At 64.4% G+C, this 24,556-nt stretch carries 28 protein-coding genes; 16 read left to right on the top strand and 12 right to left on the bottom strand.

Annotated elements, in window-relative coordinates; translation table 11 throughout:
- Positions 1–17: 17 nt before the first annotated feature.
- Genes RFM52_RS08970 through RFM52_RS08960 form a run of 3 tightly spaced genes read right to left on the bottom strand, consistent with a single transcriptional unit; the run spans position 18 to position 2,096 of the window.
- Positions 18–413: a (R)-mandelonitrile lyase gene (locus tag RFM52_RS08970; protein ID WP_320296137.1), complete on the bottom strand. Its 396-nt coding sequence runs from the start codon at positions 411–413 to the stop codon at positions 18–20.
- A gap of 19 nt (positions 414–432) precedes the next feature.
- A complete protein-coding gene (locus RFM52_RS08965) occupies positions 433–900 on the bottom strand; it encodes a cyclophilin-like fold protein (protein WP_320296138.1) in 468 nt (155 codons plus the stop codon).
- Entirely contained in the window at positions 897–2,096 is a 1,200-nt protein-coding gene (locus RFM52_RS08960; protein ID WP_320296139.1) for an MFS transporter, read from the bottom strand. Before RFM52_RS08960 ends, RFM52_RS08965 begins: the two co-directional genes overlap by 4 nt.
- Positions 2,097–2,268: 172 nt before the next feature.
- Between RFM52_RS08960 and RFM52_RS08955 the strand changes: the two genes are divergently transcribed.
- On the top strand, positions 2,269–3,162 hold the full coding sequence (locus RFM52_RS08955) for a LysR family transcriptional regulator (RefSeq protein ID WP_320296140.1): 894 nt from the start codon (positions 2,269–2,271) through the stop codon (positions 3,160–3,162).
- Positions 3,163–3,173: 11 nt separating this feature from the next.
- On the opposite strand, the gene RFM52_RS08950 is transcribed toward RFM52_RS08955, so the two are convergent.
- The 3 genes from RFM52_RS08950 to RFM52_RS08940 all read right to left on the bottom strand — a co-directional run bounded on the left by RFM52_RS08950 (position 3,174) and on the right by RFM52_RS08940 (position 4,889).
- Positions 3,174–3,506 (bottom strand): hypothetical protein, encoded by a 333-nt coding sequence (locus RFM52_RS08950; RefSeq protein ID WP_320296141.1) that lies wholly within the window; start codon positions 3,504–3,506, stop codon positions 3,174–3,176.
- Between the two features lie 154 nt (positions 3,507–3,660).
- Positions 3,661–4,392, bottom strand: coding sequence for an SDR family oxidoreductase (locus tag RFM52_RS08945; protein ID WP_320296142.1), 732 nt, complete (start codon positions 4,390–4,392; stop codon positions 3,661–3,663).
- A 35-nt stretch (positions 4,393–4,427) separates the two neighbouring features.
- Positions 4,428–4,889 carry a VOC family protein gene (locus RFM52_RS08940; protein ID WP_320296143.1) on the bottom strand — a complete coding sequence of 154 codons (462 nt, stop codon included), beginning with the start codon at positions 4,887–4,889 and terminating at the stop codon, positions 4,428–4,430.
- 135 nt (positions 4,890–5,024) lie between these two features.
- On the opposite strand from RFM52_RS08940, the gene RFM52_RS08935 reads away from it, so the two are divergent.
- The 13 genes from RFM52_RS08935 to RFM52_RS08875 all read left to right on the top strand — a co-directional run bounded on the left by RFM52_RS08935 (position 5,025) and on the right by RFM52_RS08875 (position 19,137).
- A complete protein-coding gene (locus RFM52_RS08935; protein WP_320296144.1) occupies positions 5,025–5,948 on the top strand; it encodes a transcriptional regulator GcvA in 924 nt (307 codons plus the stop codon).
- Positions 5,949–6,033: 85 nt separating this feature from the next.
- Positions 6,034–10,065, top strand: coding sequence for a chemotaxis protein CheB (locus RFM52_RS08930; protein ID WP_320296145.1), 4,032 nt, complete (start codon positions 6,034–6,036; stop codon positions 10,063–10,065).
- Complete coding sequence (locus RFM52_RS08925; protein ID WP_320296146.1) at positions 10,022–10,393, top strand: response regulator; 372 nt, start codon at positions 10,022–10,024, stop codon at positions 10,391–10,393. The genes RFM52_RS08930 and RFM52_RS08925 overlap by 44 nt, the downstream gene beginning before the upstream one ends.
- 110 nt (positions 10,394–10,503) lie before the next feature.
- On the top strand, positions 10,504–10,731 hold the full coding sequence (locus RFM52_RS08920; protein ID WP_320296147.1) for a hypothetical protein: 228 nt from the start codon (positions 10,504–10,506) through the stop codon (positions 10,729–10,731).
- Positions 10,732–11,038: 307 nt separating this feature from the next.
- On the top strand, positions 11,039–12,037 hold the full coding sequence (locus tag RFM52_RS08915; RefSeq protein WP_320296148.1) for a L,D-transpeptidase family protein: 999 nt from the start codon (positions 11,039–11,041) through the stop codon (positions 12,035–12,037).
- Between the two features lie 143 nt (positions 12,038–12,180).
- Positions 12,181–14,619, top strand: a complete 2,439-nt coding sequence (locus tag RFM52_RS08910; protein WP_320296149.1) for a GcvT family protein — start codon at positions 12,181–12,183, stop codon at positions 14,617–14,619.
- 53 nt (positions 14,620–14,672) lie between these two features.
- Entirely contained in the window at positions 14,673–15,782 is a 1,110-nt protein-coding gene (locus RFM52_RS08905) for a mandelate racemase/muconate lactonizing enzyme family protein (protein WP_320296150.1), read from the top strand.
- A 115-nt stretch (positions 15,783–15,897) separates the two neighbouring features.
- The gene (locus RFM52_RS08900; protein WP_320296151.1) at positions 15,898–16,221 is read left to right on the top strand and encodes a DUF2934 domain-containing protein; all 324 of its coding nucleotides are present in this window, start codon (positions 15,898–15,900) and stop codon (positions 16,219–16,221) included.
- A gap of 119 nt (positions 16,222–16,340) precedes the next feature.
- A complete protein-coding gene (locus RFM52_RS08895; protein ID WP_320296395.1) occupies positions 16,341–16,658 on the top strand; it encodes an ArsR/SmtB family transcription factor in 318 nt (105 codons plus the stop codon).
- Complete coding sequence (locus tag RFM52_RS08890) at positions 16,655–17,140, top strand: SRPBCC family protein (RefSeq protein ID WP_320296152.1); 486 nt, start codon at positions 16,655–16,657, stop codon at positions 17,138–17,140. Before RFM52_RS08895 ends, RFM52_RS08890 begins: the two co-directional genes overlap by 4 nt.
- Before the next feature lie 58 nt (positions 17,141–17,198).
- Positions 17,199–17,612, top strand: a complete 414-nt coding sequence (locus RFM52_RS08885) for an MAPEG family protein (protein WP_320296153.1) — start codon at positions 17,199–17,201, stop codon at positions 17,610–17,612.
- Between the two features lie 82 nt (positions 17,613–17,694).
- The gene (locus RFM52_RS08880; RefSeq protein WP_040980340.1) at positions 17,695–17,979 is read left to right on the top strand and encodes a hypothetical protein; all 285 of its coding nucleotides are present in this window, start codon (positions 17,695–17,697) and stop codon (positions 17,977–17,979) included.
- 207 nt (positions 17,980–18,186) lie between these two features.
- Positions 18,187–19,137: a S1/P1 nuclease gene (locus tag RFM52_RS08875; protein WP_320296154.1), complete on the top strand. Its 951-nt coding sequence runs from the start codon at positions 18,187–18,189 to the stop codon at positions 19,135–19,137.
- 322 nt (positions 19,138–19,459) lie between these two features.
- Here RFM52_RS08875 and RFM52_RS08870 read toward each other — a convergent pair whose 3' ends face one another.
- A complete protein-coding gene (locus RFM52_RS08870) occupies positions 19,460–20,653 on the bottom strand; it encodes an MFS transporter (RefSeq protein WP_320296155.1) in 1,194 nt (397 codons plus the stop codon).
- A gap of 46 nt (positions 20,654–20,699) precedes the next feature.
- Between RFM52_RS08870 and RFM52_RS08865 the strand changes: the two genes are divergently transcribed.
- Positions 20,700–21,218 (top strand): GNAT family N-acetyltransferase, encoded by a 519-nt coding sequence (locus RFM52_RS08865; RefSeq protein ID WP_320296156.1) that lies wholly within the window; start codon positions 20,700–20,702, stop codon positions 21,216–21,218.
- A gap of 8 nt (positions 21,219–21,226) precedes the next feature.
- On the opposite strand, the gene arsC is transcribed toward RFM52_RS08865, so the two are convergent.
- From arsC to RFM52_RS08850, 3 genes are read right to left on the bottom strand one after another with little or no spacing between them, the layout of a single operon-like run.
- Positions 21,227–21,634, bottom strand: coding sequence for an arsenate reductase (glutaredoxin) (arsC, locus tag RFM52_RS08860; RefSeq protein WP_320296157.1), 408 nt, complete (start codon positions 21,632–21,634; stop codon positions 21,227–21,229).
- Positions 21,631–22,323 carry an MIP/aquaporin family protein gene (locus RFM52_RS08855; protein WP_320296158.1) on the bottom strand — a complete coding sequence of 231 codons (693 nt, stop codon included), beginning with the start codon at positions 22,321–22,323 and terminating at the stop codon, positions 21,631–21,633. Before RFM52_RS08855 ends, arsC begins: the two co-directional genes overlap by 4 nt.
- A gap of 34 nt (positions 22,324–22,357) precedes the next feature.
- Positions 22,358–22,708: an ArsR/SmtB family transcription factor gene (locus RFM52_RS08850; RefSeq protein ID WP_320296159.1), complete on the bottom strand. Its 351-nt coding sequence runs from the start codon at positions 22,706–22,708 to the stop codon at positions 22,358–22,360.
- A 42-nt stretch (positions 22,709–22,750) separates the two neighbouring features.
- Between RFM52_RS08850 and RFM52_RS08845 the strand changes: the two genes are divergently transcribed.
- Positions 22,751–23,272: a DUF6428 family protein gene (locus tag RFM52_RS08845; RefSeq protein ID WP_320296160.1), complete on the top strand. Its 522-nt coding sequence runs from the start codon at positions 22,751–22,753 to the stop codon at positions 23,270–23,272.
- 231 nt (positions 23,273–23,503) lie between these two features.
- On the opposite strand, the gene RFM52_RS08840 is transcribed toward RFM52_RS08845, so the two are convergent.
- Entirely contained in the window at positions 23,504–23,776 is a 273-nt protein-coding gene (locus tag RFM52_RS08840) for a PilZ domain-containing protein (RefSeq protein WP_320296161.1), read from the bottom strand.
- Between the two features lie 145 nt (positions 23,777–23,921).
- Positions 23,922–24,497 carry a histidine phosphatase family protein gene (locus tag RFM52_RS08835; RefSeq protein ID WP_320296162.1) on the bottom strand — a complete coding sequence of 192 codons (576 nt, stop codon included), beginning with the start codon at positions 24,495–24,497 and terminating at the stop codon, positions 23,922–23,924.
- Positions 24,498–24,556 lie beyond the last annotated feature (59 nt).

Below are 24,556 nucleotides of genomic sequence, written 5' to 3'. Positions count from 1 at the left end.
TCCTTTCGTCGATCGGGTCAGGTGCCGTAGTCGGCGTCACTGACATGTTCCAGCCAGTCCACGGTCTTGCCGTCCTTGGCCTCCTGGACGGCAATGTGGGTCATGGCGGTTTCGGGCGACGCGCCATGCCAGTGCTTCTCGCCGGGCGCGAACCAGACGACGTCGCCGGGCCGGATCTCCTCGACCGGCCCGCCCTCGCGCTGCACGCGGCCGAGCCCGGAGACAACGATCAGCGTCTGGCCCAGCGGGTGCGTGTGCCAGGCGGTGCGGGCGCCGGGCTCGAAGGTGACCTGCGCGCCCTGCACACGCTCGGCGTCGAAAGGATTGAAGAGCGGATCGATCCGCACCGTGCCGGTGAACCAGCTTGCCGGACCTTTGCCGGAAGGCCTGCTGCCTGCGCGAAGAATGTCCATGATGATTTCCTTTGCGTCCTCAGATGCGTTCTATGTGAAGCGGGAACTCGCCGCGCACGTGCAACGCCTGTTCACCCTCGTCGAAGCGGCCGAGCCTGATCAGCCCGGGATGGCGGTAATCGGCGTAGAACATCGCCAGATTGCCCCACGGCATGAAGTAGCAGAGGTCGTAGGGCTGTTCGTTGCCGAACGGACCGCTGCCCTCCTCGGTCAGCTTGCGCGGCAGGTAGGCGATCTTTTCATTGTGGGCGTAGTCGCTGACGGTGAGATGGAGCGGCAGCATGGAAAAGAAATCCCGCGCAGACGGGTTGTCATACAGCGTGGCCGTCATGATACGACCGTCGAAGGTCATCCTGATCCGCATATCGGTCGGCTCCTGGTTGGCCGGGTCCCTACCCTGTTGGCTGTTGGCCGCTCTCACCGGGACCACGGTTGCGAGCGCGGCGCACAGCAGCGTTCGGCGGCTGATCGGTCGTCGCTTCGTCAATGGCGACCCCCGGGTGTCGTTGCCGCCACGGCGAACAGAGCCGAGCCGAAAAGCAGCACTGCGCCGAGCGCGAAGGGGCTCCACCAGCCGGTGCTGTCGAACAGCAGTCCACCCGCGAACGCGCCGAAGGTGATGGCGAACTGGATAAGCGCGACCTGCAGCCCTCCGCCCGCTTCGAGATCGTCGGGGATCACCCGGGTCATCCAGGTGTTCCAGGCGACCGGGACCGGCGTCGTGAACAGGCCCCAGGCGATCAGCAGGGACGCCGTCGCGATTGCCGACGGACCAAGCGCGATCAGCGAAAGCGCGATGATCGCCAGAGCCGTCGGCAGGCCGATCAGCACGGCTGCGAGATGGGTGCGAAGGATGAAGCCGACCAGCGACGTGCCCACCAGGCCGGCGAGGCCGAGGCCGAGAAGCACCATCGACAGCGCGTTCACTTCAAGGCCGGTGATGTTTTCGAGGAAGGGGCGCAGATAGGTGGAAAGCGCGAACTGCCCCATGAAGGCGAGCGTGGTGGCGGCCATGCCGATGGCGAATATGCGATTGCCGAGCAGGCGATACATCTTGCCGACCGAGGCCTGTTCGCCGGCGGGCATTTTCGGCAGGACGGCAAGCTGCCAGACGATCGCAAGAAGGCCGATCGGAACGACGATGAAGAACGCGCCGCGCCAGCCGATCAGGCCGCCGAGAAAACTGCCGAGCGGCGCCGCGATCACCGAGGCGAAGGCCGTCCCGCCTTGCAGCATGGCGATCGCCCTGGGCAGGTCGGCGCCAGGCACGATACGGGCCAGGATGGCGGTGGACAAGGACCAGAAGCCGCCGATCGACACGCCGATCAGGGCCCGGCCGAGCATGAAGACGAGATAGTTCGGCGCGAAGGTGATCGCCAGGCCGGAGACCACGAGGATGGCCGTGTAGAGGACGATGACGGTGCGCCGGTCCAGCCGCGACAAGAGCGCGTTGCCGAACAGGCTGGTGAGGACTGCGAAGAAGCCCGAGACGGAGATCGCCTGACCGGCCTGCCCTTCGGAGATGGCGAGCTCATTGGCGATGGGCGTGAGCAGGCTGACCGGCATGAACTCCGACGCCACCAGCACGAAGGTGAGCAGCGACAGGCATGTCACCGCTCCCCAGGCGCTTGGTTTTTTCGCCTCCTGGGCTTTCACCAGTTGACTGTCGTAGGTCGTATCCATGTGCCGCGGCCCGCCGTCGGGCCCTCCAGTCATTTCGCTGGCGGCTATATAAATCACCGGCACTATCCGGATTAGCCGTTGCAATCTGCATGGACTTATCCATTCTTGATATGAATTGACCGAAGGCATGGATCGCTGCGGCTCGAGCGGGCGGCCAAAACGGAGCGTCGTCATGCAGCGCGAGGATCTGAAGGATCTGATGTGGTTCCTGACGGTGGCCAGGGAGCGCAGCTTCACCAGAGCGGCGGCCGAGCTCGGGACGTCGCAATCGACGCTCAGCCATACCATCAAGCAATTGGAGGCGCGGCTCGGCGTGCGGCTCTTGACTCGCACGACGCGGAGCGTGGCGCCGACGGAAGCGGGCGAGCGGCTCTACCAGTCGCTCGTGCCGCGGTTCGAAGGCATAGAGTCCGACCTCTCGAGCCTGGTGGCCTTCCGCGACAGGCCCGCCGGCACGGTGCGCATCACGCTGTCGGACCACGCGCTGCGGATGATCGTCTGGCCGAAGCTGCAGCCGGCGCTGCGCGACTATCCCGACCTGCGCGTCGAGCTCTACAGCGACAACGGCATGCGCAACATCGTCGAGGAACGCTTCGACGCCGGCGTGCGGCTGGGCGAGAGCGTCGACAAGGACATGATCGCGGTGCGCATCGGCCCCGACTGGCGGCTGGTGGCCGTGGCATCGCCGGACTATTTTTCGCGCCGCCCCGTACCGAAGACACCGCAGGATCTGGTCGCGCATGACTGCATCTGCCTGCGGCAGGCGACGTTCGGCGGGCTCTATGCCTGGGAGTTCGAGAAAAAGGGCCGCGAGCTCCGCGTCCGGGTGGAAGGCCAGCTCACTTTCAACACGACCCTTCCCATGGTCGACGCCGCGCTTGCCGGCTACGGCATCGCCTATGTCCCGGAGGACCTCGTCAGCCGGCACGTGGCCGAGGGCCGGCTGAGGCTCGTGCTCGACGACTGGAGCCTGCCCTTCCCGGGCTATCACCTCTACTACCCAAGCCGGCGACAGCTCTCGCCGGCGATGGCGGTGATCGTCGCGGCGCTTCGGCACCGAAGCTGAGGAGCCTGCGGTCAGCGCGGGAGCAACCGCGAGACTTTGAGGCGCGGTGCGAAGAAGCAGCGCAAATAGGGCTGGTTGGTTATGACGTAGTGGTTCTCGCAGATATGGTAGCGGCCGTCCGGCGATTCCTGCACGCGGTCCGGCGGAATGTTGAACCCATCGGGCACGTAAAGGTAGCCGCCGTCGGCCCTGGGCTGCACCGTGGACTCCGGTATGGGGCGGCAATCCGTACCGCCGCAACACTTGAAGTTGGTTACCGGGTCAACCTTGTTTTGGTACCAGTCATGGGCGTCGGCGCCTGTCGCGGCGGCAAGGCACATGGCTGTGACGACGATCTTTCGCATGCATTCCTCGACGAGGCGGAGGTGCTGCTCATTCAAGCGTCTTGTATATTAGCGTTCCGCCGGAAGCGCCATGCTTAGCAAAGTCCGGCAAACGGCCTTGTGGACAGCAAAAAGGTAAAGGCCGGGTCCTCAAACCGAGGTCCGGCCCTGCCCGCTAAACCAGCCTTTGTCCGCCATCGATATGAACCGTCTCGCCGGTCATGAATTCGTTCTGCATCAAATAGAGGTAGGCTGGCGCGATGTCGGCGGGTGTGGCGATTCTGCCCGCCGGGATGCGGGCGCCCATCTCACCGAAATAACCGGTCTTGGCCGCGCCGACGATCTCGTCCCACATCTCGGTGTCCACCCAGCCGGGCGAGACGATGTTGACCCGGGTCGGCGCAAGCTCCAGCGCCAGTGCACGGGCGAAGTAGGTGAAGGAGCCGGCGACCGCCGCGACCACCGAGCCGCCAGGGACCGGCGGGCGGTCCTTGTTGATGCCGGAGGTGAAGATCATCGAGCCGCCCTCGTTCAATTTGCGCGCGGCGTGCTTGGCAAGCATAACCGCGCCGATCAGCTTGCCGTCGACGAATTGGCGCACGAAATCCATGTCGGCCTCGCCGACCGGATAATTGGGCGGCGGCGTGCCGGCCGTCGCCACCAGATGATCGAAGGCGCCGGCTTGCTCGAACAGGCGGGCAACGTCCGTCTCGCTAGCCATGTTCGCGGAGATGCCGGTCACGCGCCCTGCCCCGCCCAGCCTCTTCTCGGCGGCCTTCAGCTTGTCGGCCGAACGGCCGACGATCACGACTTCCGCGCCGTTCTCCAGTGCAGCCGCCGCGACGCCGAAACCAATGCCGGAGCTGCCGCCGACGACAATGATCTTCTTTCCCGTGAGATTGGTCATGGGTCTTCTCCGTCTTCAGTTGTGGAATGGTTAGTTCAGGCGCGACCGGCATGGGCCGCTTCGATGTCGGCGAGGATGATCCTCTTCATCGAATACATGGCCTGCCGCGCCCGGTCGGCCTTGACGCGGTCGGGGTCGTTCATCAGGCGCAGCGCCGGTTCGGGAATGACCTGCCAGTAGACGCCGAACTTGTCCTTCAGCCAGCCGCAAGGCTGTTCCGAGCCGCCGCCGGCGGTCAGCGCGTTCCAGAAGTAGTCGGTCTCGGCCTGGTCCTCGGTCTCGATGTAGAGCGAAATCCGCTCGTTGAAGGGCGGCACGCCGCCGGCGTTGAGCGCGGTGAAACGCTGGCCTTCGAGCTCGAAGTCGAAGATCGCGTGCGGCTTATCGGTGAACTCGATGGTCTGCAGCGCCCGGCCGTTCTTGAAGACCGAGAGATAAAAATCACGCGCGGCTTCAGCATCGAGGTTGAACCAGAGGAAGGGATGAACGGTGGCCATATTGTCCTCGCAGGTTTGATCTTAAGTGAGCGTTGATCACAAATTCTGTGAGGATTTTTGGCTGGAAAAAGCTCGACGGACAAACCAAAGTTTGGCAAGTATTTGTTACCATAACTCACAAATGGCTTTGTCGTCATGGCCCGCAGACTGCCACCGCTCAACGCCTTGCCGGCCTTCGAGGCCGCTGCACGGCATTTGAATTTTTCAAGGGCCGCCGACGAACTCAACCTCACCCATGGCGCGATCAGCCGGGCGATAAAACATCTGGAGGACCAGCTCGGCGTGCAGCTGTTCGAGCGCGCGACGCGCTCGGTGCGGCTCACCCCGGTCGGCGAGCCTTATGCGGCTGCCGTGCGCGAGGCGCTCGACCAGTTGGCGCTGGCGACGCAAACAGCGACCTCGCGCCATTCCGGCTCGACGCTGAACGTCAGCACTTCGGACGGCTTCGCCGGAAAATGGCTGGTGCCGAGGCTATACCGTTTTCACCGCGCGCATGGCGACATCGACGTGCGCGTCTCGACCACCGGCAAGCTGACCAATTTCCGAGGCGACGGCATCGACGTCGCCATCCGCTATGGCGGCGGCCACTATCATGGGCTCACTTCCGAATTCCTCACCGGCGAGGAAGTGTTTCCCGTCTGCAGCCCGAAGCTTCTGAAGGGGCCGCATCCGCTCAGGACGCCGCAGGACCTCAAGCACCACACGCTGATCCGCGACGGCTACCGCATCGACTGGGCGGCGTGGCTGGCCAGCGCCGGCGTCGAAGGCGTCGACCCGAACAGCGGGCTCACCTTCGATTCCGCCACCTTCGCCGTGGAATCGGCGGTGCAGGGCGAAGGCGTGGTGCTCGGCCGGACCATGCTGGTATCGGCCGACCTTGCCACTGGCCGGCTGGTGCGGCCGTTCGACCATGCGCTGAAGGCGGTTTCCAGCTTCTATCTGGTCTATCCGCCGGAAGCGATCCGCCAGCGCAAGGTGAAGGCGTTTCGCGACTGGCTGTTTTCGGAGATCGAGCCGGCTGAAGTCACCGAGCGGAACTCAATGATCTTGATGCGATAAATGGCGTCCCCTATAGCGTTTGACGCGTTTTTTAGGGAACGTGGCGATCGTCGTTATATGATGCAGTCGCATCGTGAGGGCGCCCATGGCAAAGCGACCAGACAAACCAGGAAACCGCTCGCGCCGCGACCTGAAGGCGAAGCCAGGCGATGCCGCCATGCAGGAGGCCGCCGACAGGGTTTCAGACAAGGCTATTCCGGTCGTCGGCATCGGCGCTTCGGCGGGCGGCATCGAGGCCTTGAGCAGTTTCTTCGACGCGATGCCGGCCGACAGCGGCTGCGCGTTTGTCGTGGTGCTGCATCTCGACCCGAAACGGGAAAGCGAGATGGCCCGCATCCTGCGCGCTCATACCAAAATGCCGGTGGCGCAGGTTGAGGACGGCATGCAACTCCTGTCCGACCATGTCTACGTCATCGCCCCCGCTACCGAGATCAAACTGAACGGCGGCAGGCTGGAAGTTTCCCAACCGTCGGAGCCGCGCGGCCAGCGGCACCCGGTCGATGTCCTGTTTGCCTCGATTGCGACGGAGCAGCGCGAGCGCTCGGTCGCCATCGTGTTTTCGGGCACAGGAAGCAACGGCACCGAGGGCTTGAAAGAGATCAGGGCCGAGGGCGGCATGAGCCTGGTGCAGGCGCCGGAAACGGCAAAGTTCGACGGCATGCCGAGGAGCGCGATCGCCGCCGGTCTCGCCGACCATGTGCTGGCGCCGGAGAGGATGCCGGAAACCCTGCTCGCCTATATCCATCACGACTACGTCGCGGCCTCTGATCGGGCCGAGTCCGTCTCGCCGCTGGGCGAAGCGACGATCGATCAGGTCCTCGATATCGTGCGCTCCCGCGACGGGCACGATTTCGGCTACTACAGGCGCAACACGCTCAGACGGCGCATCCACCACCGCATGGGGCTGAGGAACATCGAGACGCTCGCCGACTACCTGAAAGAACTGCATGCCAATCCCGAGGAGGTGGCCACCCTTGTCGCGGACCTGATGATCAGCGTCACCGGGTTCTTCCGCGATCCCGAGGCATGGCGGGCGCTTGGCGAGCTGGTGATCGCGCCCCTCGTCGCCGAGCGCGAAAACGGCCGACCGGTACGGATCTGGGTACCCGCCTGCGCCACCGGGGAAGAGACCTATTCGATCGCCATGTTGATAACCGAGCACGCCGAAGCCGCCGGGAAACGCTTCGACGTCAAGGTTTTCGCCACGGATGCCCAGGAAGACAATCTGCGCAAGGCGCGCGACGGCATCTACCCGGCGGCCGCGCTGGCCGATTTCCCGCCGGAACGGGTCCGCCGCTTCTTCGAAAGGATCGACAGCTCTTTCCAGGTCAGCAAAGAACTTCGCGACATGGTGGTGTTCGCGCAGCATAATTTTTTGCGCGACCCGCCGTTCTCGCGGCTCGACATCGTCTCGTGCCGTAATTTCCTGATCTATCTCGTCCCGGAAGCACAGCAGCGTATCATCGCCCAATGTCATTTCGCCCTTCGTCCGGATGGGCATCTGTTTCTCGGCAATGCCGAGACGATCGGGCGGCATGACGACCTTTTCGAAACCGTATCGAAGAAATGGCGGATATACCGGCGGATCGGACCGACAAGGCACGACCTTGTCGACTATCGACCGCTGCGTGGTTCGCCCGCGACAGAAACGGCGGGCGAGCCACTGACCGCGCCACAGGAAGCAGGCTCGACACCGGTCGCCGACATAGCGCGCCGCGCCTTGCTGGAGCGCTATGCCCCGGCTTCCGTGCTTCTCGACCAGAGGGGGCGCGTGGTCTACTTCCATGGAACGACGCGCGACTTTCTGGAACAGCCGCCGGGCGAGCCCACCAGGGACCTTTTGGCGATGGCCCGCGATGGACTGAGCCTGAAGCTTCGCGGGGCGATACGCGACGCCACCAGAGGCGACAAGAGCGTTGTGGTTCATGGGCGCGTGCATCAGAGCGGATCGTCGCGAGACGTCACCATGACCGTGGTGCCGCTGCCAGCCTCGCCGCAGGGGAGTAAATTCATCCTGGTAAGTTTCGCCCCGGGGCTGCCGATTGCCAAACCGAAGCAACCCGCTCGCCGTAAGGATGCACGGGAGATCAAAGCAGGCGACCATGCGCTACAGGAAGAGCTCGCTTCGATGCGCACCGAGTTGCGCAACACGATCGAGCATCTGGAGACCGCCAATGAGGAGCTGAAGGCGTCGAACGAGGAAGCGACCTCGATGAACGAGGAACTTCAGTCCACCAATGAGGAGCTGGAGACTTCCAAGGAGGAGATGCAGTCCTTCAACGAGGAACTGAACACCGTCAACAGCCAGCTCCAGCACAAGATCGCGGAGCTGGAATGGAAGACAAACGACCTGAACAATCTGCTGGCGGGGTCGGAAACCGCGACACTGTTCCTGGACGACAAGCTCGCCATCAAGTGGTTCGCGCCGGCGACGAAGGAACTGTTCGATCTGGTGGCGTCCGACATCGGCCGGCCGATCGCCCACTTCGCGCGCAAATTCTCGGACGACAATCTCTTGCAGGATGCCGAGACGGTGCTGAAGAGGCTCATCACCATCGAGGCCGAGGTCCCGAGCGACGCTGGACGATGGTACCAGCGGCGCATGCTGCCCTACCGCACGCGCGACAACCGCATTGCCGGCGTCGTCGTCACTTTCAACGACATCACCGAGCGGCGGGCGGCCGCGATGGCGGTCAACGAGGCCAGAGTATACGCCGAGACCATTGTCGGGGCCGTGCGCCAGCCGCTCCTCGTCCTCGACGGCAAGTTGCGTATCCAGTCCGCCAATCCGGCCTTCTACGATCTGTTCAAGGTCACGGCGAAGGAAACCGTGGGCATCCTGCTTTACGACCTTGGCAACGGACAGTGGGACATTCCCATCCTGCGCACGCTTCTCGAAGAAGTCCTGGCGAAGAACCGGGAAGTCGCCGACTATGAGGTCGAACACGGCTTTGGTGATATCGGCCGGCGCCACATGCTGCTCAATGCCCGCAGGCTCGGTCAGGGCGGCGGCCGCGACGAACTGATCCTGCTCGCCATCGAGGACATCACCGAGCGCAAACGTGCCGAGGGCGTGGCTAAACAACACGCCGAGGACGTGGCAAAACAGCTTGCCTCGATCGTCGAATCCTCCGACGACGCGATCATCAGCAAAACCCTCGACGGCACCATAACCAGCTGGAACGAAGGCGCCCGGCGATTGTTCGGCTACGAACCCGAAGAGATCGTCGGCAAGTCCATCATGACGCTGGCGCCGCCGGATCGCCGCGAGGAGGAGGAGGATATTCTGGGCCGCCTCCAGCGAGGCGAGCATATCCACCATTACGAAACGCGTCGCCAGCGCAAGGATGGAAGCGTCGTCTGGGTTTCGCTGACCGTATCCCCGATAAAAGACGCAGCCGGCAAGACCATAGGTGCATCCACAATCGCGCGCGACATGACCGAGCGCCGCCGCGCCGACCAACACAAGAAGACGTTGATGGCCGAGCTCAACCACCGCGTCAAGAACACGATGGCGGTGATCCAGTCCATCGCCTCCCAGACGCTGAATCACGCGTCGTCGTTGGACGAAGCGCGCGAAGCATTCAGCTCTCGGCTGCTCAACCTTGCGAATGCGCACGACGTATTGACGCGCGAAAGCTGGCAGAGCGCCAATCTGGGCGACATCATTGCCGACACGGTCAAGCCGCATGGCGGCGGAGAAAACCGCTTCCGGATCGAAGGGCCAGACGTCCGGCTCACGCCAAGCGCGTCGCTGGCAATTTCCATGGCGCTGCACGAACTCAGCACCAACGCCGCCAAATATGGTGCGCTGTCGTCCAAAGACGGCCACGTGGTTATCGTTTGGCGGATCGAGGGCGCCGAGGGCGATCGCCGGCTCGTCCTGCACTGGGAAGAGACGGGCGGTCCTGAGGTTGAGAGACCGAAACGCAAGGGCTTTGGCTCGCGCCTGATCGAGCGCGCGCTGGCATCGGAACTTGGAGGCGACGTGGGCGTTAATTACGCGTCCACCGGCCTTGTGTGCACGATCGTGGCACCCCTGCCTGCCGGGCACCAATTGCTTGGAGAGCGGGGTGAGGAAACCGAGCGCAAGGCGGATTCTGATCGTCGAGGATGAGTTCCTCGTCGCCATGCTGCTTGAGGACCTGCTGTCCGAAATGGGGCATCAAGTAGCCGGCACTTTTGCCCAAGTGGCCGAGGCCGTGAAGTTCGCCGAGCACGCGGATCTGGACTTTGCCATTCTCGACATAAACCTCGCAGGCGCGACATCCTTCCCGGTGGCCGAAATCCTGCGGCGGCGCGGCATCCCTTTCCTGTTTGCCAGCGGCTACGGTTCCCCTGGCCTGACCAGCGCGTTCGAAAACGAACTCACCCTGCGGAAGCCATACGAGCCCGCCGAACTGGAGCGGGCAATCGCGGAAGCATCCGCGCGGGTCGGCGATTGACCGGCATGACGGCATTGATTTGCGCGCCGAACGCATGAAATTGGCGCGTCAGCCTCTGCCGACACCCGCCGACTTGCGCCGGCACGCCGATTGCGCAATGCTGCGTAACCATGGCTGGCGAGTATCTGGACCACAAACTGGAATGCCCGTTTTGCGGCACCATCCGTTTGCAAATTCCAGCCGATGCTCAACCCGAAACGGCGATCCGTTGCGCCGAGTGCGGCAGATACCTCGGCACATGGGATGAGCTGCAAACCGATTTCGAGCTGCAAGGCGGCACGGACGGCGTATTCCGGCTGGATAAGGGGCGTATCCAGAAGCTCAATTCAAGCCGATGACCAGCCACCGTTGACGGGGCTCAGACGGGAAGACGCCAACAGGGCAACCGACGGCATGGGCGGGGGGCGTAGGGGAGCCGTCGGTTACCAGCACGAGGGGCCATGGAATCAGAAAAATGCGCAGGCCCTGGCGCGATAATGCCAGTTCTTTGCGTTCATGGGAACTGGTTTCCAGCTTAAAATTCAAACATCTATGGGAGAAAGCGCACGCTCGTGATGATCTTCGTGCGGTTCCCTGCGACGGGAACTACATCGGCCGTGCCGCGTCATAGAGACAGGCTCTTGTCGCGATCCTGGAGTGACACCGATGGTCAGGCTGCTTGTTGTCGTTGCATTGGCGCTCGCGCTTGCGTGCGGCGGGACGCTGGCAGCCAAGCTCGACGTCGCCGCCGTCAACCAGGCGCAATTCAGCGAAAGCGAGCCGAAAGGCGCCGATCCGATGCTGCTCAGGGCGCAGATCCTGCTCGACCGCGCCCGCTTCTCCCCCGGCCTGATCGACGGCCGCCTTTCCAACAGTTTTTCCAAGGCCGTCGCGGCCTTCCAGGCGGCGAACGGACTGCCCTCCGACGGCAAGCTCACGCGGGAGACCTGGGACAAGTTGGCGGCGACTTTCGCCGGTCCGGTGCTGACAAACTACCAGGTCACGGCCAAGGATGTGCGCGGGCCATTCACCAGGCGCATCCCCGCCCGCATGGAGCGGATGGCGGATCTGAAGCGGCTCGGCTATCGCAACGCGCGGGAAAAACTGGCGGAGCGCTTCCATGTCAGCGAACAATTGCTGAGGCTGCTCAATCCCAAAACCGGTTTCAGGAAGGCCGACACCACGCTGGTGGTGCCTGATGTCGGCCGCGGCCGTCCCCCCGCGGCCGTCGCCAGCGTCGAGGTCGACAAGGGCACCCGCCAGGTGCGCGCGCTCGATGCGTCAGGCAAAGCGCTCGCGGTCTATCCCGCCTCGATCGGCAGCGAGGAAAAGCCGGCGCCGAGCGGCGCGGCGGAGGTCAGGCGCGTGGTGCGCAATCCGACCTATCACTACAATCCGAAATTCGCCTTCAAGGGCGTCAAGAGCAAGCGGCCTTTCACCATCGCCAAGGGGCCGAACAATCCGGTGGGATCAGTCTGGATCGACCTCTCGATCGACAGCTATGGCATCCATGGCACGCCCGATCCCGGCAAGATCGGCACGACCTTTTCGCATGGCTGCATCCGGCTGACCAACTGGGACGCCGAAGACCTCGCCGCCATGGTCAAGCCGGGCACCAAAGTCGACTTCAAGGACGAGACGGCGCAGGACGGGCAGGCTCAGTAAGGCACCGTCAGGTCATGGTCTTGCATAGGGCGGCTGCATAAGCCCAATTTATTGTCATCCCTAATTTTTGAAGACGTTACACGGCCTTTCGCCGCCTGTAGCTTCGACCGCGGTTTTCTCAATACGGTCGGATTGGTGATTTGATGCAGACACATGCGCGGGTGGTGATCGTAGGCGGCGGCTGCGTCGGCGCGGGTATCCTTTATGGGCTGGCCAAGCGCGGCTGGACCGACGTGGCGCTGCTCGAGCGCACGCAGCTGACCGCCGGCTCGACCTGGCACGCAGCGGGGCTGATTCCGTCCTACGCCCGCAGCATCAATGTCGGGCGCATGATCAACAAGACGATCGAGATCTATGAAGGTCTCGAGGCCGAGACCGGGCAGCCGGTCGGCTGGCATAAATGCGGGCAGTTGCGCATCGCCAATTCGCGCGACCGGCTCGACGAATACAAGAGCTATATGAGCGTCGCCGAGGTGCAGGGCATGCGGGCGCAATTGCTGACGCCCGACGAAGCGCGAAAACTCTGGCCGCTGCTCGACAACAAAGAGATGCTTGGCGCGCTCTACCATCCCGATGACGGCCATATCGCGCCGGCCGACGTGACCAATGCAATGGCCAAGGGCGCGCGGGATCTTGGCGCAAAAGTCTATCTCAACACCGAGGTGACGGGCTTCAAGCGGACGCCGGGCGGCGAGTGGCTGGTGCAGACGAGCCAGGGCGACATCACCTGCGAGCATGTAATCTGCGCCACCGGTAATTACGCGCGCCAGACCGGCGCGCTGCTCGGCCTCGACATCCCGGCGATCCCGATCCTGCACCAGTACTGGATCACCGAAGCGGTGCCCGAGGTGGTGGAGCGCAAGCGCGCTGGCCGGCCCGAAATGCCGATCCTGCGCGACGAGGGTTTTGAGGGATATCTGCGCGAGGAAGGCGACGGGCTGATGTTCGGACCCTACGAACGCACCGAGCACCTCAAGTTGTTCGCCGAGGACGGCGTGCCCTCCTGGTTCGGCGCCGATCTGCTGGAAGAGGATTTCGAGGCGGTGTCGTGGAACTGGGAACAGGCACTGCAACTGGTCCCGGCGCTCGGGCGCGTCGGCATCAAGGCCAATGTGCGCGGCCCTTTCCAGATGACGGCGGACGAATTGCCTCTGATGGGGCCGGCCTGGGGATTGCCCAATGTGTGGCTGGCCGAAGGCGTGCCGGGCGGCATCCTGTGGGGCGGCACGATCGGCTATTACCTGTCGGAGCGGATCGTCGAGGGCGGCAACAGCCTCGATGTCTCCGACCTCGACCCGCGCCGCTTCGGCGACTACGCCAACAAGGCCTGGACACGCGAGAAGGTGCGCGAGGCCTGGGGCACGCATGCGGAGCAGAAATATCCCGGGCAGGACATGCCCGCCGGGCGACCGCAGAAGACCGCGCCGTCATACGACAGGTTGACCGAGCTGGGCGCCGTCTGGGGCGTGCTCAACGGCTGGGAGATGCCGAACTGGTTCGCGCGTGACGGCGTCGAGGCCAAGGACCAGTACAGCTGGCGCTGGACGCAGAAGGGGAACCTTGTCGGCGAGGAGGTGCTCGCCGTGCGCAATGCCGTCGGCCTGGTCGAGATGACGCCGATGACCAAGTTCGAGGTGTCGGGACCAGGCGCGACCGCCTGGCTGGACAGGATCATCGCCAACCGCCTTCCCGCGGTCGGCAAGGTGACGCTGGCGCATCAGCTCACGGCGAGCGGCGGCGTTCAGGCGGAATATATGGTGGCGCGTCTCAACGAGGACCTGTTCTACCTGATCTCGACGCCGCGCGCCGAGCGCTGGAATTTCGACGATCTTTCCAGACTGCTGCCGGCCGACGGCGGCGTATCCCTGAAGAACGTCACCAACGATCGCGGGTGTTTCACCGTCGTTGGCCCCAAGGCGCGCGAAGTGCTGCAGCCGCTGACCGAGATCGACCTTTCGAACGAGAGCTTCCCCTGGTTCGGCGTGAAGACCGGCAGCGTGGCTCTGGCCAGCGACGTGCGGCTGCTGCGCGTCAATTATGAAGGCGAGCTCGGCTGGGAGCTCTACCACCCCCTGCCCTATCAGCGGCAGTTGCTGGATGCGATCCTGAAGCAGGGCGAGAAGCACGGCATGCGGCTGGTCGGGCTGCACGCGCTGGAGTCGCTTCGGCTCGAAAAATCCTATCGTGCCATGTATCGCGACATGAACCCGGAGCTCAACGCGCTGGAGAGCGGGCTGGAGCGCTTCATCCGCCTCGACAAGGGCGACTTCGTCGGGCGCGACGCGGTTCTGAAATACAAGGAGCGCAACGACCAGCGCCGGTCGGTCACGCTCAGGATCGACACCGACGGCGCCAGCACGTTCGCCAATGAGGGGCTCTACAGCGACGGCAAACTGGTCGGCCGCATCACGTCCGGCGGCTATGGCTATGCGCTGGGGCATGACGTGGCGCTGGCGCTGCTGCCGGAGCGTTTTTCGAAACCCGGTACGAAGCTCGATGTCGCGATCCTCGGCGACTGGAAGGTCGCGGAGGTCGTGGCGGATTCGCCCTACGATCCGACCTCGGCCAGGGCGCGGATGTAAGACGGGCCCGCTTGAGGCCCCGTCGTCCATGCATTCCTTGATGGGAGCCGGGTATGCGCATCGATCGGATCAACGTCTATTCGGCACAACTGCCGGTCAAGAACGGCGTCTACCGCATGGCCAGCGCCGATGTCGAGGCGCTGGACTCGACGCTGGTCGAAATCGTCACCGATGACGGTTTCGCCGGCTGGGGCGAGACCTGCCCGATCGGCCCGGTCTACCAGCCGCATCATGCGCTCGGCGCCCGCGCCGCGATCGCCGAAATCGCGCCCGGCCTTATCGGCTTGGAGATCGCCTCAATCAGGCTGCTGGCGAAGCAGATGGACGAGCGGCTCAACGGCCACGGCTATGCCAAGGCCGCCTTCGACATGGCCTTCCTCGACCTGCTCGGCCAGAAGCTCGGCGTGCCGGTCTCGACGCTTCTGGGCGGCGCGCTGACCGACCGCGTGCCCACCTATTATTCGCTGATCGTCGGCCCGCCGGACGAGACGGCAAAAATCGCCGCCGACAAGGTGAAGGCCGGCTATCCGCGCCTGCAGGTGAAGATCGGCGGGCGCAATCTCGAAGAGGACGTGGCCGTCGTCCACAAGGTCTGGGAAGCGGTCGGCTACAGAGCGCGCATCGCCGTCGACGGCAACCGGGGCCTGACGGTCGCCGCCGCGATCCATCTCGACCGGCTCTGCCAGGAAGTCCCGTTCGTCTTCGAGCAGCCCTGCAACACGATGGACGAGATCGCGACGCTGAAGGGCCGCGTGACGCATCCGGTCTATCTCGACGAGAGCACCGAGGATCAGAACGCGGTGCTGCGGGCGATCTCGCTCGGCATTGCAGACGGTTTCGGCTTCAAGGTCACGCGCCTTGGCGGGCTCACCAAGATGACCACGGTGCGCGATCTTTGCGCCATCCGCTCGCTACCGCACAGCTGCGACGACGCCTGGGGCGGCGACATCATCGCGGCGGCCTGCGTGCATCTGGCTGCCACGGCGGAGCCGCGCCGCATGGAAGGTGCCTGGATCGCCCAGGAATATATCAAGGGGCATTTCGACCAGAAGCACCCGGTCGTCATCAAGCAAGGTCACATCGCCGTGCCGCAGCGGCCGGGGCTGGGCGTGAAACCGGAGCCCGGCATGTTCGGCAAGCCGGTGGCCATTTACGGGCCGTAACCCTTCGCGCGAGTCGCGCGATGGAGGCCTGGATTGCGCCGGTCGATCACTTCGAGAACGACGTGGATCGTTCCGCCCTGTCCTGCGTTCTTGTGACACGCAAGGAGGAACGGTGATGGACGACGATCGGACCGAGAAGATCAGGCAGCGCGCCTATGAGATCTTTCAACGCGAGGGCGGCATCCTCGGCAATCACGAACGGCATTGGCAGCAGGCCGAGATGGAGATCGACCGCGAGGCGGCGTTGCCGATGACGGCGGACGATGCGCTGCCCGAAACGCGCGAGATCGACAGCGCGGACGTGCTGACGGTGGAAGCGCTTGCCATGCGCACCGGCATCTCGGGCGACGAGGCGCAGGAACTGCTCGACAGGCTGGGCAACGACCGCGCGGCGATCGAGCAGGCGGCGCGTAATCTCAAGGCGAAACGGCGCAGCTGATCGCGGCTGCGTTCCAGGATCAGAACGACTGGCATGCCCCGGGCACTTCCTTGGCGGCTACGCGCGTGCGCTCCCAATCCGGGTTGACAGGACAATCATCGCGCCTTAGCTTCGCGTTAGTGGCCACTAACGCGAAATACTGGGCAGCACTCGGCGATCCGACACGGCGCACGATCTTTGAACTGCTGGTCAACCGACCCAGTTCGGTCAGCGGGCTGGCTAGTGCGTTGCCCGTGACGCGGCCGGCGGTCTCGCAGCACCTGAAGGTTCTCAAGGATGCCGGACTGGTGGCCGAAACGCGCTCGGGCAAGGAGCGCATCTACCGGATCGATCCGGATGGGCTCGCGGCGTTTCGCGCGGAGATCGACCAGTTCTGGATGAAGACGCTCGCCGCATACAAGCTGACCGTCGAGCAACCGACAAAGGACGAGACATGATCAAGCAACCGGCGCCTGCTCCCGTAAAACATTCGGTCGTCGTCGAGGCGCCGATCGCGCGCGCCTTCAAGGTGTTCACCGAGGATTTCGGCAGCTTCAAGCCGCGCGAGCACAATCTGCTTGCCGTCCCGATCGCGGAAACGATCTTCGAGCCGCGCGTCGGCGGCCACGTCTACGACCGCGGCGTCGACGGTAGCGAATGCCGCTTCGCCCGCGTGCTGGCCTACGAGCCGCCCAACCGGCTGCTTCTGAGCTGGGACATCAACCCGCGCTGGCAGATCGAGACCGACCTCGCCAGGACAAGCGAGTGGGAGGTCCGCTTCACCGCCGAGGCGGAAAACCGCACCCGGGTCGAAATCGAGCACCGCCATATCGAGCGCCACGGCCAGGGCTGGGAAAGCGTGCGCGGCGGGGTCGACAGCGACCAGGGCTGGCCGCTCTACCTGCAGCGGTTCCAGGCGCTTTTTCTCCGGGCGGGGTGACGGCAGCGCCGTGCTCGAGGGGTATGGCCCGCACGGCAGCGATCGAGGAGCGCAAAGAATGGAAGCCTATTGGTTGAGCACCCTCGGCGTGCTTGCGCTCTGTCTCCTGTCGGTGGCGCTGGCGGTCCATTCCGGCTCGTCCAAGGGATTTGCGGGCAAGCTTTCGGGACCGGTGATCCCGGCGGATGACGACAACCCGCTCTACAGGATCGACCGCGTCCACATGAACTCGGTCGAGGCGCTGGCCCCCTTTGTCGTGCCCGTGGTGCTGGCGATGATGGTCGGCGTCGGGCCGCTGACGCTGGCCGTGCTGGTCTGGGCGCACGTGGCGATACGCCTCGTCCACATGATCATCTACCTGCGCGGCGGGAACGCGGCCAAGGGGGGCAGCGTCAGGACGATCCTCTATGTCTCCGGAGCGCTGGTCACGCTTGTCCTCATCCTCGTGACAGGCTGGGCGGCGCTTCGCTGAGCAGCGCCCCGCTTTTCGCTCCGTCGCCGGAACCCGGAGCCCGAAAAGAGGTTCATCCCTGTACAACCACAGGAGATGCGCCATGGACCACACCAGCCACGTAAGACTGACCAACGCAGAGCTCACGCCCGACATCCTCGAAGGCGCCACCATCTACGGCCCGGATGACGAGAAGATCGGCTCGGTCGACCACCTGCACGGCAGCCAGGTCGTCATCGATGTCGGCGGCTTCCTCGGCATCGGCGCCAAGCCGGTGGCCGTCACCGCCAGCCAACTCGATTTCATGCGCGACGAGGACGGCGACGTGCATGCCGTCACAAGCTGGACGAAGGATCAACTCAAGGCGATGCCGGAGCATCGCGACTGACGAAGCTTCGCGATCGTGAGTGTTCAGAAGACCGGCCCGGCAATTTGCCGGGTCGTTTTTTGCGCTACGCGGCACATTTTGGCGCCTGACGAGCGTCAAAGCAGATTGCCTCCTGCGTCGCAAAATCTTGCGTCCGTGAGATTGTTCATGTCCGTGTCACAGGCCTCTATTGTACTTCACGGATCGAACCCTGGAGGAGGCAAGGCGATGCGGTGGAAAGCTGCGGCGGCATTTTCCCTGGCGGCAATGTCGACGAGCCTGGCGATTTGCGGCCAGGCGCTGGCCTGGGGCCAGGAGGGGCATGCGGTGATCGCCGAGATCGCGCAGCACAGGCTCAGCCAGAACGCCTATGACGTCATCGAGCAGCTTTTGCGCTCGCACCTGAAGCTCAAGCCGCCGGCCACCGTCTCGCTGGCCTCGGTGGCAAGCTGGGCCGACGACTATCGCGCCGACAATCACAAGGAGACGTCGAACTGGCATTTCATCGACATTCCGCTGGCCTCCAAACCCGGCGACGCGAGCGCCAGCGCCACCGCCTATGATCCGGCGCGCGACTGCAAGGACAATACGAGTTTCGGCTTCTGCCTGATGCGGGCGCTGCCGGCGCAGGAGAAGATCCTGGCCGATCCGGCAAAGAGCGACGAGGAGCGCTGGCAGGCGTTGGCCTTCGTCATCCATCTGGCCGGCGATCTGTCGCAGCCGCTGCATTGCGTCGAGCGCCTGGACGGCAGCCAGGGCGACCAGGGCGGCAACACGCTGACGGTGAGTTTCAACGTTTACCGGCCGAAGCCGGACGGCTCGACCTACCGCGACCTTACGACGTTCCACGCGGTGTGGGATTCAAGCCTCATCCTGTTCAAATACTACGACTGGGGCAAGGTCGCGCTCGACCTCGAAACCGATGTGATCCCGCATCTGCCCGCCATGCCGGTGGCCGACCAGACGCCGGAGAAATGGCTGACCGAATGCCATGAGAAAGCGGAAGACGCCTATCGCGCGCTGCCCAAGGGCACGACGATCAAGTCCGACAATCCGCACGCGGTGATCCTTGACCAGGCCTATTTCGACCAGTTCTCACCGGTGGCGGTCGAGCAGCTCGCGCTCGGCGGCCTGCACCTGGCCGCCGTGCTCAACGAGACGCTGGCGGCGGACAAGTAGGCGGAGCCGATGGGCCCCGGCCGACCGTGCGTCGATGATATCTTGCCGAAGCGATCCCGGCGGAGAAAAGCCCGCTCCGGCAAGCCGGAGCGGGAGAAAGTTTTCAAAGCGGCAAGCTTACTTTGCAGTCTTTGAGCAGCTTCAGCGCCTTTTCGGCATTGGCCTGGGACGTGTAGGCTTTCGTCCCGGCATCGGTCAATTTTCTTGCCGTCCGGCTTGGTGGAAACCACCGAGCATTTCTGTGTCGTGGCGTCTTGCCAGCCCCGCGGGCTGCATCCGCCCGCGCTCAACGGGGCGCCGGCGGGTGGGCAGGCGGACTTGGTCATCGGCGCACTGCCGCCATCAGACCGGCACAGAGCCCCACATTGACGGTGGCGGCAGCCGCGAGCGCGATCAGGACGAGATTGCCGCCGCCCGCGCCCAAAAGCAGCGCTCCGATCGAGGGCGCCGCCGCCTGGGCGATCAGGCTCGGCGTTGCGAGCTTGCCCATCAGCGCGGCGTATTGGTGTGGATCGAACAGCACCAGCGGCAGCGCGCCGCGCGCGATCGTATGGATGCCGTTGCCCGCGCCATAGAGGATCAACGCGAGAGCAACGAATGTCTGGCTCGCCAGGAGCAGCCAGATGCCGGCGGCAAGCAGCGATACGGATGTCAGCATTGTCCAGATCGGATGATGCCGGTTGCGGCCGATGAGCAGTTCCGCCACGCGCGCGCCGACCTGTGACGGGCCGACCAAGGCGCCGAGGCCGACGGCGGCTGCCAGGCCCACGCCGCGCAATTGCAGCAGCGTCAGCAGGTGGACGGAAAGCATCGAGGCGATGATCGCGGCCAATGTCTGGATCGAAGCCAGGAGAATGAAGCGTGCCCGCGTCCTGCCCGAAGCCGAGGCCTCGTTCGGCCTGTCTTTCATCGGCGCGGGCGCGGCGGCCGGGGGCGCCGGTATCATCCAGAGATGGAGCGGCAGGCAGATCGCCAGATGGATCGCGGCATAGGCAAGGCAGGCGATGCGCCAGCCGCCATGCTCGACAAGGAAGGCGCTGAGCGGCCAGCAGACGGTGCTGGCGAAGCCGCCGAACAGCGTCAGGTTGGTGATGGCGCCACGCGCGCCCTGTCCATAGAGCCGACCCAGCGTGGCGAAGCCGGCATCGTAGAGGCCGCTCGACATGCCCAGCCCCATGAGCAGCCAGGCAATCAGGTAAACGGGATAAGCGGTTGCCGTCGCCAGCAACAAATGCGCGGCCGCCAGCAGCAACGAGCTCGCGGCAAGCACCGGCCGGCCGCCATGGCGCTGGATCAGCCGCCCGGTGAAGGGAGACGCAAGTCCGGCAAGCAGGAGCCCGCAGGATAGGCCGGCAACGACGGAGGCGAGCGACCAGCCGGTATCCCTGGCAATCGGCGCGGCAAGCACGGCGGGCAGGTAGTAGGACGATCCCCAGGCGAGAATCTGCGTGATGCCGAGGGCGGAAACGAGGACATGGCGATTGCGCGCAGTCGAAACAGGCGCTTCGGCCTTCACGGATCGCTCAAAGCCCATTATCTGTCGAGCTCAAATGGGAGAACACATGCGTATCGCGGTGATCGACGAGGCAGAGGCAAAGGCCCAGATCGGCTCCCTCGCCGAGATATTGATGCAGAGCATCGAGGACGGGGCGCTTGTCGGCTTCGTCCTGCCGTTCAGCGCCGAACAGGCGCAGTCCTATTGGCAAGAGGTCTTCAGCTCCGTGGCGGAAGGAGAGCGCCTGCTCATCTGCGCCTATCTCGAGGACAAGCTGGTCGGCACCGTTCAGCTCTATCTGTCGCCGGAGCCGAATGCGCTGCACCGGGCGGAGGTCTACATGCTTCTCGTGCATCGAGATTTTCAACGGCAAGGCATCGGTTCCGCGCTCATGGCATCCGTCGAAGACGAGGCAAGGAAGAGAACGCGCTCCCTGCTCCTTCTCGACACCGCCGAAGGCGGAGCGAGCGAGCGGCTCTATCGGCGGATGAATTGGCGGGAAGTCGGCGTCGTGCCGCATCATTTCGTCGACCCGTTCGGCAAGCCAAGAGCCTCGATCTATTTCATGAAGCATCTAACGCCCTAGCCCTGTTTTCAGGTAGCTGGCGTGTAGACCTTCTCGCCATCCTCCTTGACGAATTCGCGCACCGGATTGTCGAGCAGCGGGAGCACCGCCTCCGACGGCCGGCAGAGTTTTGTGCCCTTCGGCGTCTCGACGATGGGTCGATTGATGAGGATCGGATGGGCGTGCATGAAATCGACCAGCTCGTCGTCGCTCCATTTCGGGTCGGCAAGGCCGAGCGCGGCGTAAGGCGTTCCCTTCTCCCGCAACAGTTCGCGCGGAGTTATGCCCATCGCGCCGATCAGTTCGAGCAGCCTTTCGCGGTCCGGCGGCGTCTTCAGATATTCGATCACGACGGGGTCTTCGCCGCTGGCGCGGATCATGGCGAGCGTGTTGCGGGAGGTGCCGCAGTCAGGGTTGTGATAGATGGTGACCGTCATGGCTCTGCTTTCGAAGGTTGCTGGATGATCCTGGGCCGCAGCAGCCAACCCATCAGCGCCAGCGCGATCAAGGCGCCGAGCAGTTCGGCGACGACGAAGCCGGGCAGATCGAGCGGCCTGATGCCGGAAAACGTGTTGGTCAGCGAACGCGCCAGGGCGACGGCCGGATTGGCGAAGGACGTCGAAGCGGTGAACCAGTAGGCGGCGGTAATGTAGAGGCCGACTAGCCAGGGCACGGCCTTGAGATCGAAGCGCAGTCCGGCAAGGATGGTGGCGACCAGCCCAAATGTCGCGACACCTTCGGAGAACCATTGTGCCGGCCCGGCGCGCATCTTCGTTGCGACCTCCAGCATCGGCAGGGCGAACATGAGATGCGCAGCGATCGTGCCGGCAATGCCGCCGGCGAGCTGCGCGACGAGATAGGCGGGAAGATCGCGGGCTGGCAGCGACCGGTTGAGGCAGAGCACCAGCGAAACGGCCGGATTGAAATGCGCGCCGGAGATCGGCCCGAGGATGGTGATCAACACCACCAGCATAGCGCCGGTTGCCAACGTGTTGCCAAGCAGCGCCAGCGCCGTGTCATGCGTCAGGGTCTCGGCCATGATACCGGAGCCGACGACTGTCGCCACCAGCAAGCCGGTGCCCAGCGCTTCAGCCACGAACCGGCGCGAGAGATCGAAGGCATTCATCGGCTGGCCTTCGGCCGGGCAACGGGTGCGGCGGTCATTGCCGGCTCCTCTCGCCCGGCCGGCAGCAAGGGGCGGCAAGCGCCGGTGCGCAGATTTCCGGGCGACCCGAGCAGCAATCCTCCATGAGGAAACGGATCAGCCCGGACAGCGCGTCGTATTCGGCGCTGTAGACGATCGAGCGGGCATCACGTCGCGCGGTCACGAGGCCGGCACGCTCCAGTTCCTTGAGGTGGAAGCTGACATTGGAAGGCGAGACCTCGACTTTTTCGGCGAGCGAACCGGCGGCAATACCTTCCGGTCCGGCAACGACCAGCAGGCGCAGCAGGCGCAGGCGCGTTTCCTGCGACAGCGCGCCAAAGGCGATCAGGGCTTGACGTTCATCCACGTTTCAATAATCCTTGAAATATTGAAATGAGGAATAGCCGACATGCTCTCTTCTGACAATCGGAAAAACGTCGCTCCGACGGATCCATCCGACCTGACCATCGGCGACCTGCTGATGGCACTGGCCGATCACAAGGACAGGCCGCTGGTGTTCCGCTATGACGGGCGGCCGGTAAAGCCGGGCTACCATGTCACCGAGGTGAAAGCGGGACAGTTCTCGGCGCTGGATTGCGAGGCGAATCCGGAATCATGGTCGGAAATCTTCGTCCAGCTATGGGACGTGGACGAAGGCGGGCCGGTCCACATGCCGGCCGGCAAGTTCGCAGCGATCATCCGCAAGGTGGCGGACCATGTCGCGCTCGATCAGGCTGCGAAGCTGACCTTCGAGGTCAGCGACGGCGTGCGCCCGATGGAACTGCACCGGGCAGCCCAGCCGAGCCTTGTCGGCGGGGCCGTCGAGGTCGAGCTGTCGCCACGACCGTCAAGCTGCAAGCCGCGTGACCGCTGGCTCAAGCAACAGGCGGCGGCAAGCCAGCCTTGCTGCGGCGCGAACCGCTGCTGTTGATCCTGCGACGGTCGCGCGGCGCTGCTAAAATCTGATCATGCCATTGGCCTGCAACAGGTAAAGGCCCACGAGAACGATGGCGATCAGCGCCACCCAAACAGCTGTCCTGCTCATTCGCAAATACCTGTTGATCCGGCAATGAACGCGCTCGGCCCGGTAGCGTTCCATGTGTATCGGGTTGCACGTCGCCTGGGGCAGGATCAAGTGACGAATTGGTGAGACGGCCGCGCGTCAGTCCTTCGGCGCGTTGCTGTAGAGCGCCACGCCGACGCGGTCGTTGCGCCGCCACCGCACCAAAGCGCGATAGACCATATCGTCGGCCGGAACCTCGAGCAGGAAGCGGTCCGGTATCTCCACATCGGCGCCGACGCGCAATTCGGCGCCCTGCTCGTGCTGGTTCCTGACCGAGCAGCCGATCCTGACGCCGGCGGCAATGATCGTGGCTTCCTTGAGCACGAATTCGCGCGCATGAAGACGACGCTCGGTCTCGGGATAGTCGGCCATATCCGGCGGGCTCCTCAGGCAAAGTCCTCCTTGCCACGAACCAGTATAATAGCCGCGAGGCGTTTCCGTTCCGTTAGCGATCACTGAAACGGCGAAGCTCGGCCTGGCCTGCTGCCGCCGGTCGGCAGGTGGGCGGTTCCCAGCGCTATTTCGTGCCAACAACGACCCCGCTGGCGTGCAGCACCCAGCGGCGGCCGTCGCCGCGGAACTCGGTGAGCGACATCGGCTCGATGTCGATCTTCCAGACCGAGGAAAGCGGCGCGCCCAACACATGCACGATGGCGGCGCGGATCGGCACGGGATGGGTGAGCGCGATGGTGTGGCCGCTCTCGGAGGCCAGGCGTTCCATCAGCGCGGCACCCCGCCGGGCGACGGCGGCAAGCGACTCACCGCCATGGGGTGCTGCGTCCACATCCGCGAACCAGACCGCCATGCCTTCCGGGTCCTCGGCCTGCACCTCCTCGAAGCTTAGGCCGGCCCAGCGTCCGAAATCCTGCTCGCCAAGCAGCGGCTCGACCGTCGCGTCAAGGCCGAGTGCCTCAGCGGTCTGCCGCGCGGCAAGCGCCGGGCTCGTCCAGACGCGGTCGGCGCGGCGCAGCGAAGCGGCCAGTGCGCCGGCGCGATCGAGAGCCCGCGGCTCCGGCGCCTCGTCGTTCGGAAAGCGACCCTTGCGCGTGGCCTGCGTCGCACCGCTTGCAATCATCGTCAGGCGGGCGAGCATCCCAAAACTCCGTGGTCCAGTGAAATTTCGGCCGCGCGAAGCCTGTTGGCCATTACATG

Source organism: Mesorhizobium humile, assembly GCF_033977215.1.
Lineage (GTDB): Bacteria > Pseudomonadota > Alphaproteobacteria > Rhizobiales > Rhizobiaceae > Mesorhizobium > Mesorhizobium humile.
Note: the sequence above shows the minus strand (reverse complement) of the source record. Positions and strands in the feature narration are given on the sequence as shown.

Bases quoted from the DNA above. Each gene is read 5' to 3' on its own strand.
- RFM52_RS08970 (WP_320296137.1), bottom strand. From the start codon at position 413: ATGGACATTCTTCGCGCAGGCAGCAGGCCTTCCGGCAAAGGTCCGGCA.
- RFM52_RS08960 (WP_320296139.1), bottom strand. From the start codon at position 2,096: ATGGATACGACCTACGACAGTCAACTGGTGAAAGCCCAGGAGGCGAAA.
- RFM52_RS08955 (WP_320296140.1), top strand. From the start codon at position 2,269: ATGCAGCGCGAGGATCTGAAGGATCTGATGTGGTTCCTGACGGTGGCC.
- RFM52_RS08950 (WP_320296141.1), bottom strand. From the start codon at position 3,506: ATGCGAAAGATCGTCGTCACAGCCATGTGCCTTGCCGCCGCGACAGGC.
- RFM52_RS08945 (WP_320296142.1), bottom strand. From the start codon at position 4,392: ATGACCAATCTCACGGGAAAGAAGATCATTGTCGTCGGCGGCAGCTCC.
- RFM52_RS08940 (WP_320296143.1), bottom strand. From the start codon at position 4,889: ATGGCCACCGTTCATCCCTTCCTCTGGTTCAACCTCGATGCTGAAGCC.
- RFM52_RS08935 (WP_320296144.1), top strand. From the start codon at position 5,025: ATGGCCCGCAGACTGCCACCGCTCAACGCCTTGCCGGCCTTCGAGGCC.
- RFM52_RS08930 (WP_320296145.1), top strand. From the start codon at position 6,034: ATGGCAAAGCGACCAGACAAACCAGGAAACCGCTCGCGCCGCGACCTG.
- RFM52_RS08920 (WP_320296147.1), top strand. From the start codon at position 10,504: ATGGCTGGCGAGTATCTGGACCACAAACTGGAATGCCCGTTTTGCGGC.
- RFM52_RS08915 (WP_320296148.1), top strand. From the start codon at position 11,039: ATGGTCAGGCTGCTTGTTGTCGTTGCATTGGCGCTCGCGCTTGCGTGC.
- RFM52_RS08910 (WP_320296149.1), top strand. From the start codon at position 12,181: ATGCAGACACATGCGCGGGTGGTGATCGTAGGCGGCGGCTGCGTCGGC.
- RFM52_RS08905 (WP_320296150.1), top strand. From the start codon at position 14,673: ATGCGCATCGATCGGATCAACGTCTATTCGGCACAACTGCCGGTCAAG.
- RFM52_RS08900 (WP_320296151.1), top strand. From the start codon at position 15,898: ATGGACGACGATCGGACCGAGAAGATCAGGCAGCGCGCCTATGAGATC.
- RFM52_RS08890 (WP_320296152.1), top strand. From the start codon at position 16,655: ATGATCAAGCAACCGGCGCCTGCTCCCGTAAAACATTCGGTCGTCGTC.
- RFM52_RS08885 (WP_320296153.1), top strand. From the start codon at position 17,199: ATGGAAGCCTATTGGTTGAGCACCCTCGGCGTGCTTGCGCTCTGTCTC.
- RFM52_RS08880 (WP_040980340.1), top strand. From the start codon at position 17,695: ATGGACCACACCAGCCACGTAAGACTGACCAACGCAGAGCTCACGCCC.
- RFM52_RS08875 (WP_320296154.1), top strand. From the start codon at position 18,187: ATGCGGTGGAAAGCTGCGGCGGCATTTTCCCTGGCGGCAATGTCGACG.
- RFM52_RS08865 (WP_320296156.1), top strand. From the start codon at position 20,700: ATGCGTATCGCGGTGATCGACGAGGCAGAGGCAAAGGCCCAGATCGGC.
- arsC (WP_320296157.1), bottom strand. From the start codon at position 21,634: ATGACGGTCACCATCTATCACAACCCTGACTGCGGCACCTCCCGCAAC.
- RFM52_RS08855 (WP_320296158.1), bottom strand. From the start codon at position 22,323: ATGAATGCCTTCGATCTCTCGCGCCGGTTCGTGGCTGAAGCGCTGGGC.
- RFM52_RS08845 (WP_320296160.1), top strand. From the start codon at position 22,751: ATGCTCTCTTCTGACAATCGGAAAAACGTCGCTCCGACGGATCCATCC.
- RFM52_RS08840 (WP_320296161.1), bottom strand. From the start codon at position 23,776: ATGGCCGACTATCCCGAGACCGAGCGTCGTCTTCATGCGCGCGAATTC.
- RFM52_RS08835 (WP_320296162.1), bottom strand. From the start codon at position 24,497: ATGCTCGCCCGCCTGACGATGATTGCAAGCGGTGCGACGCAGGCCACG.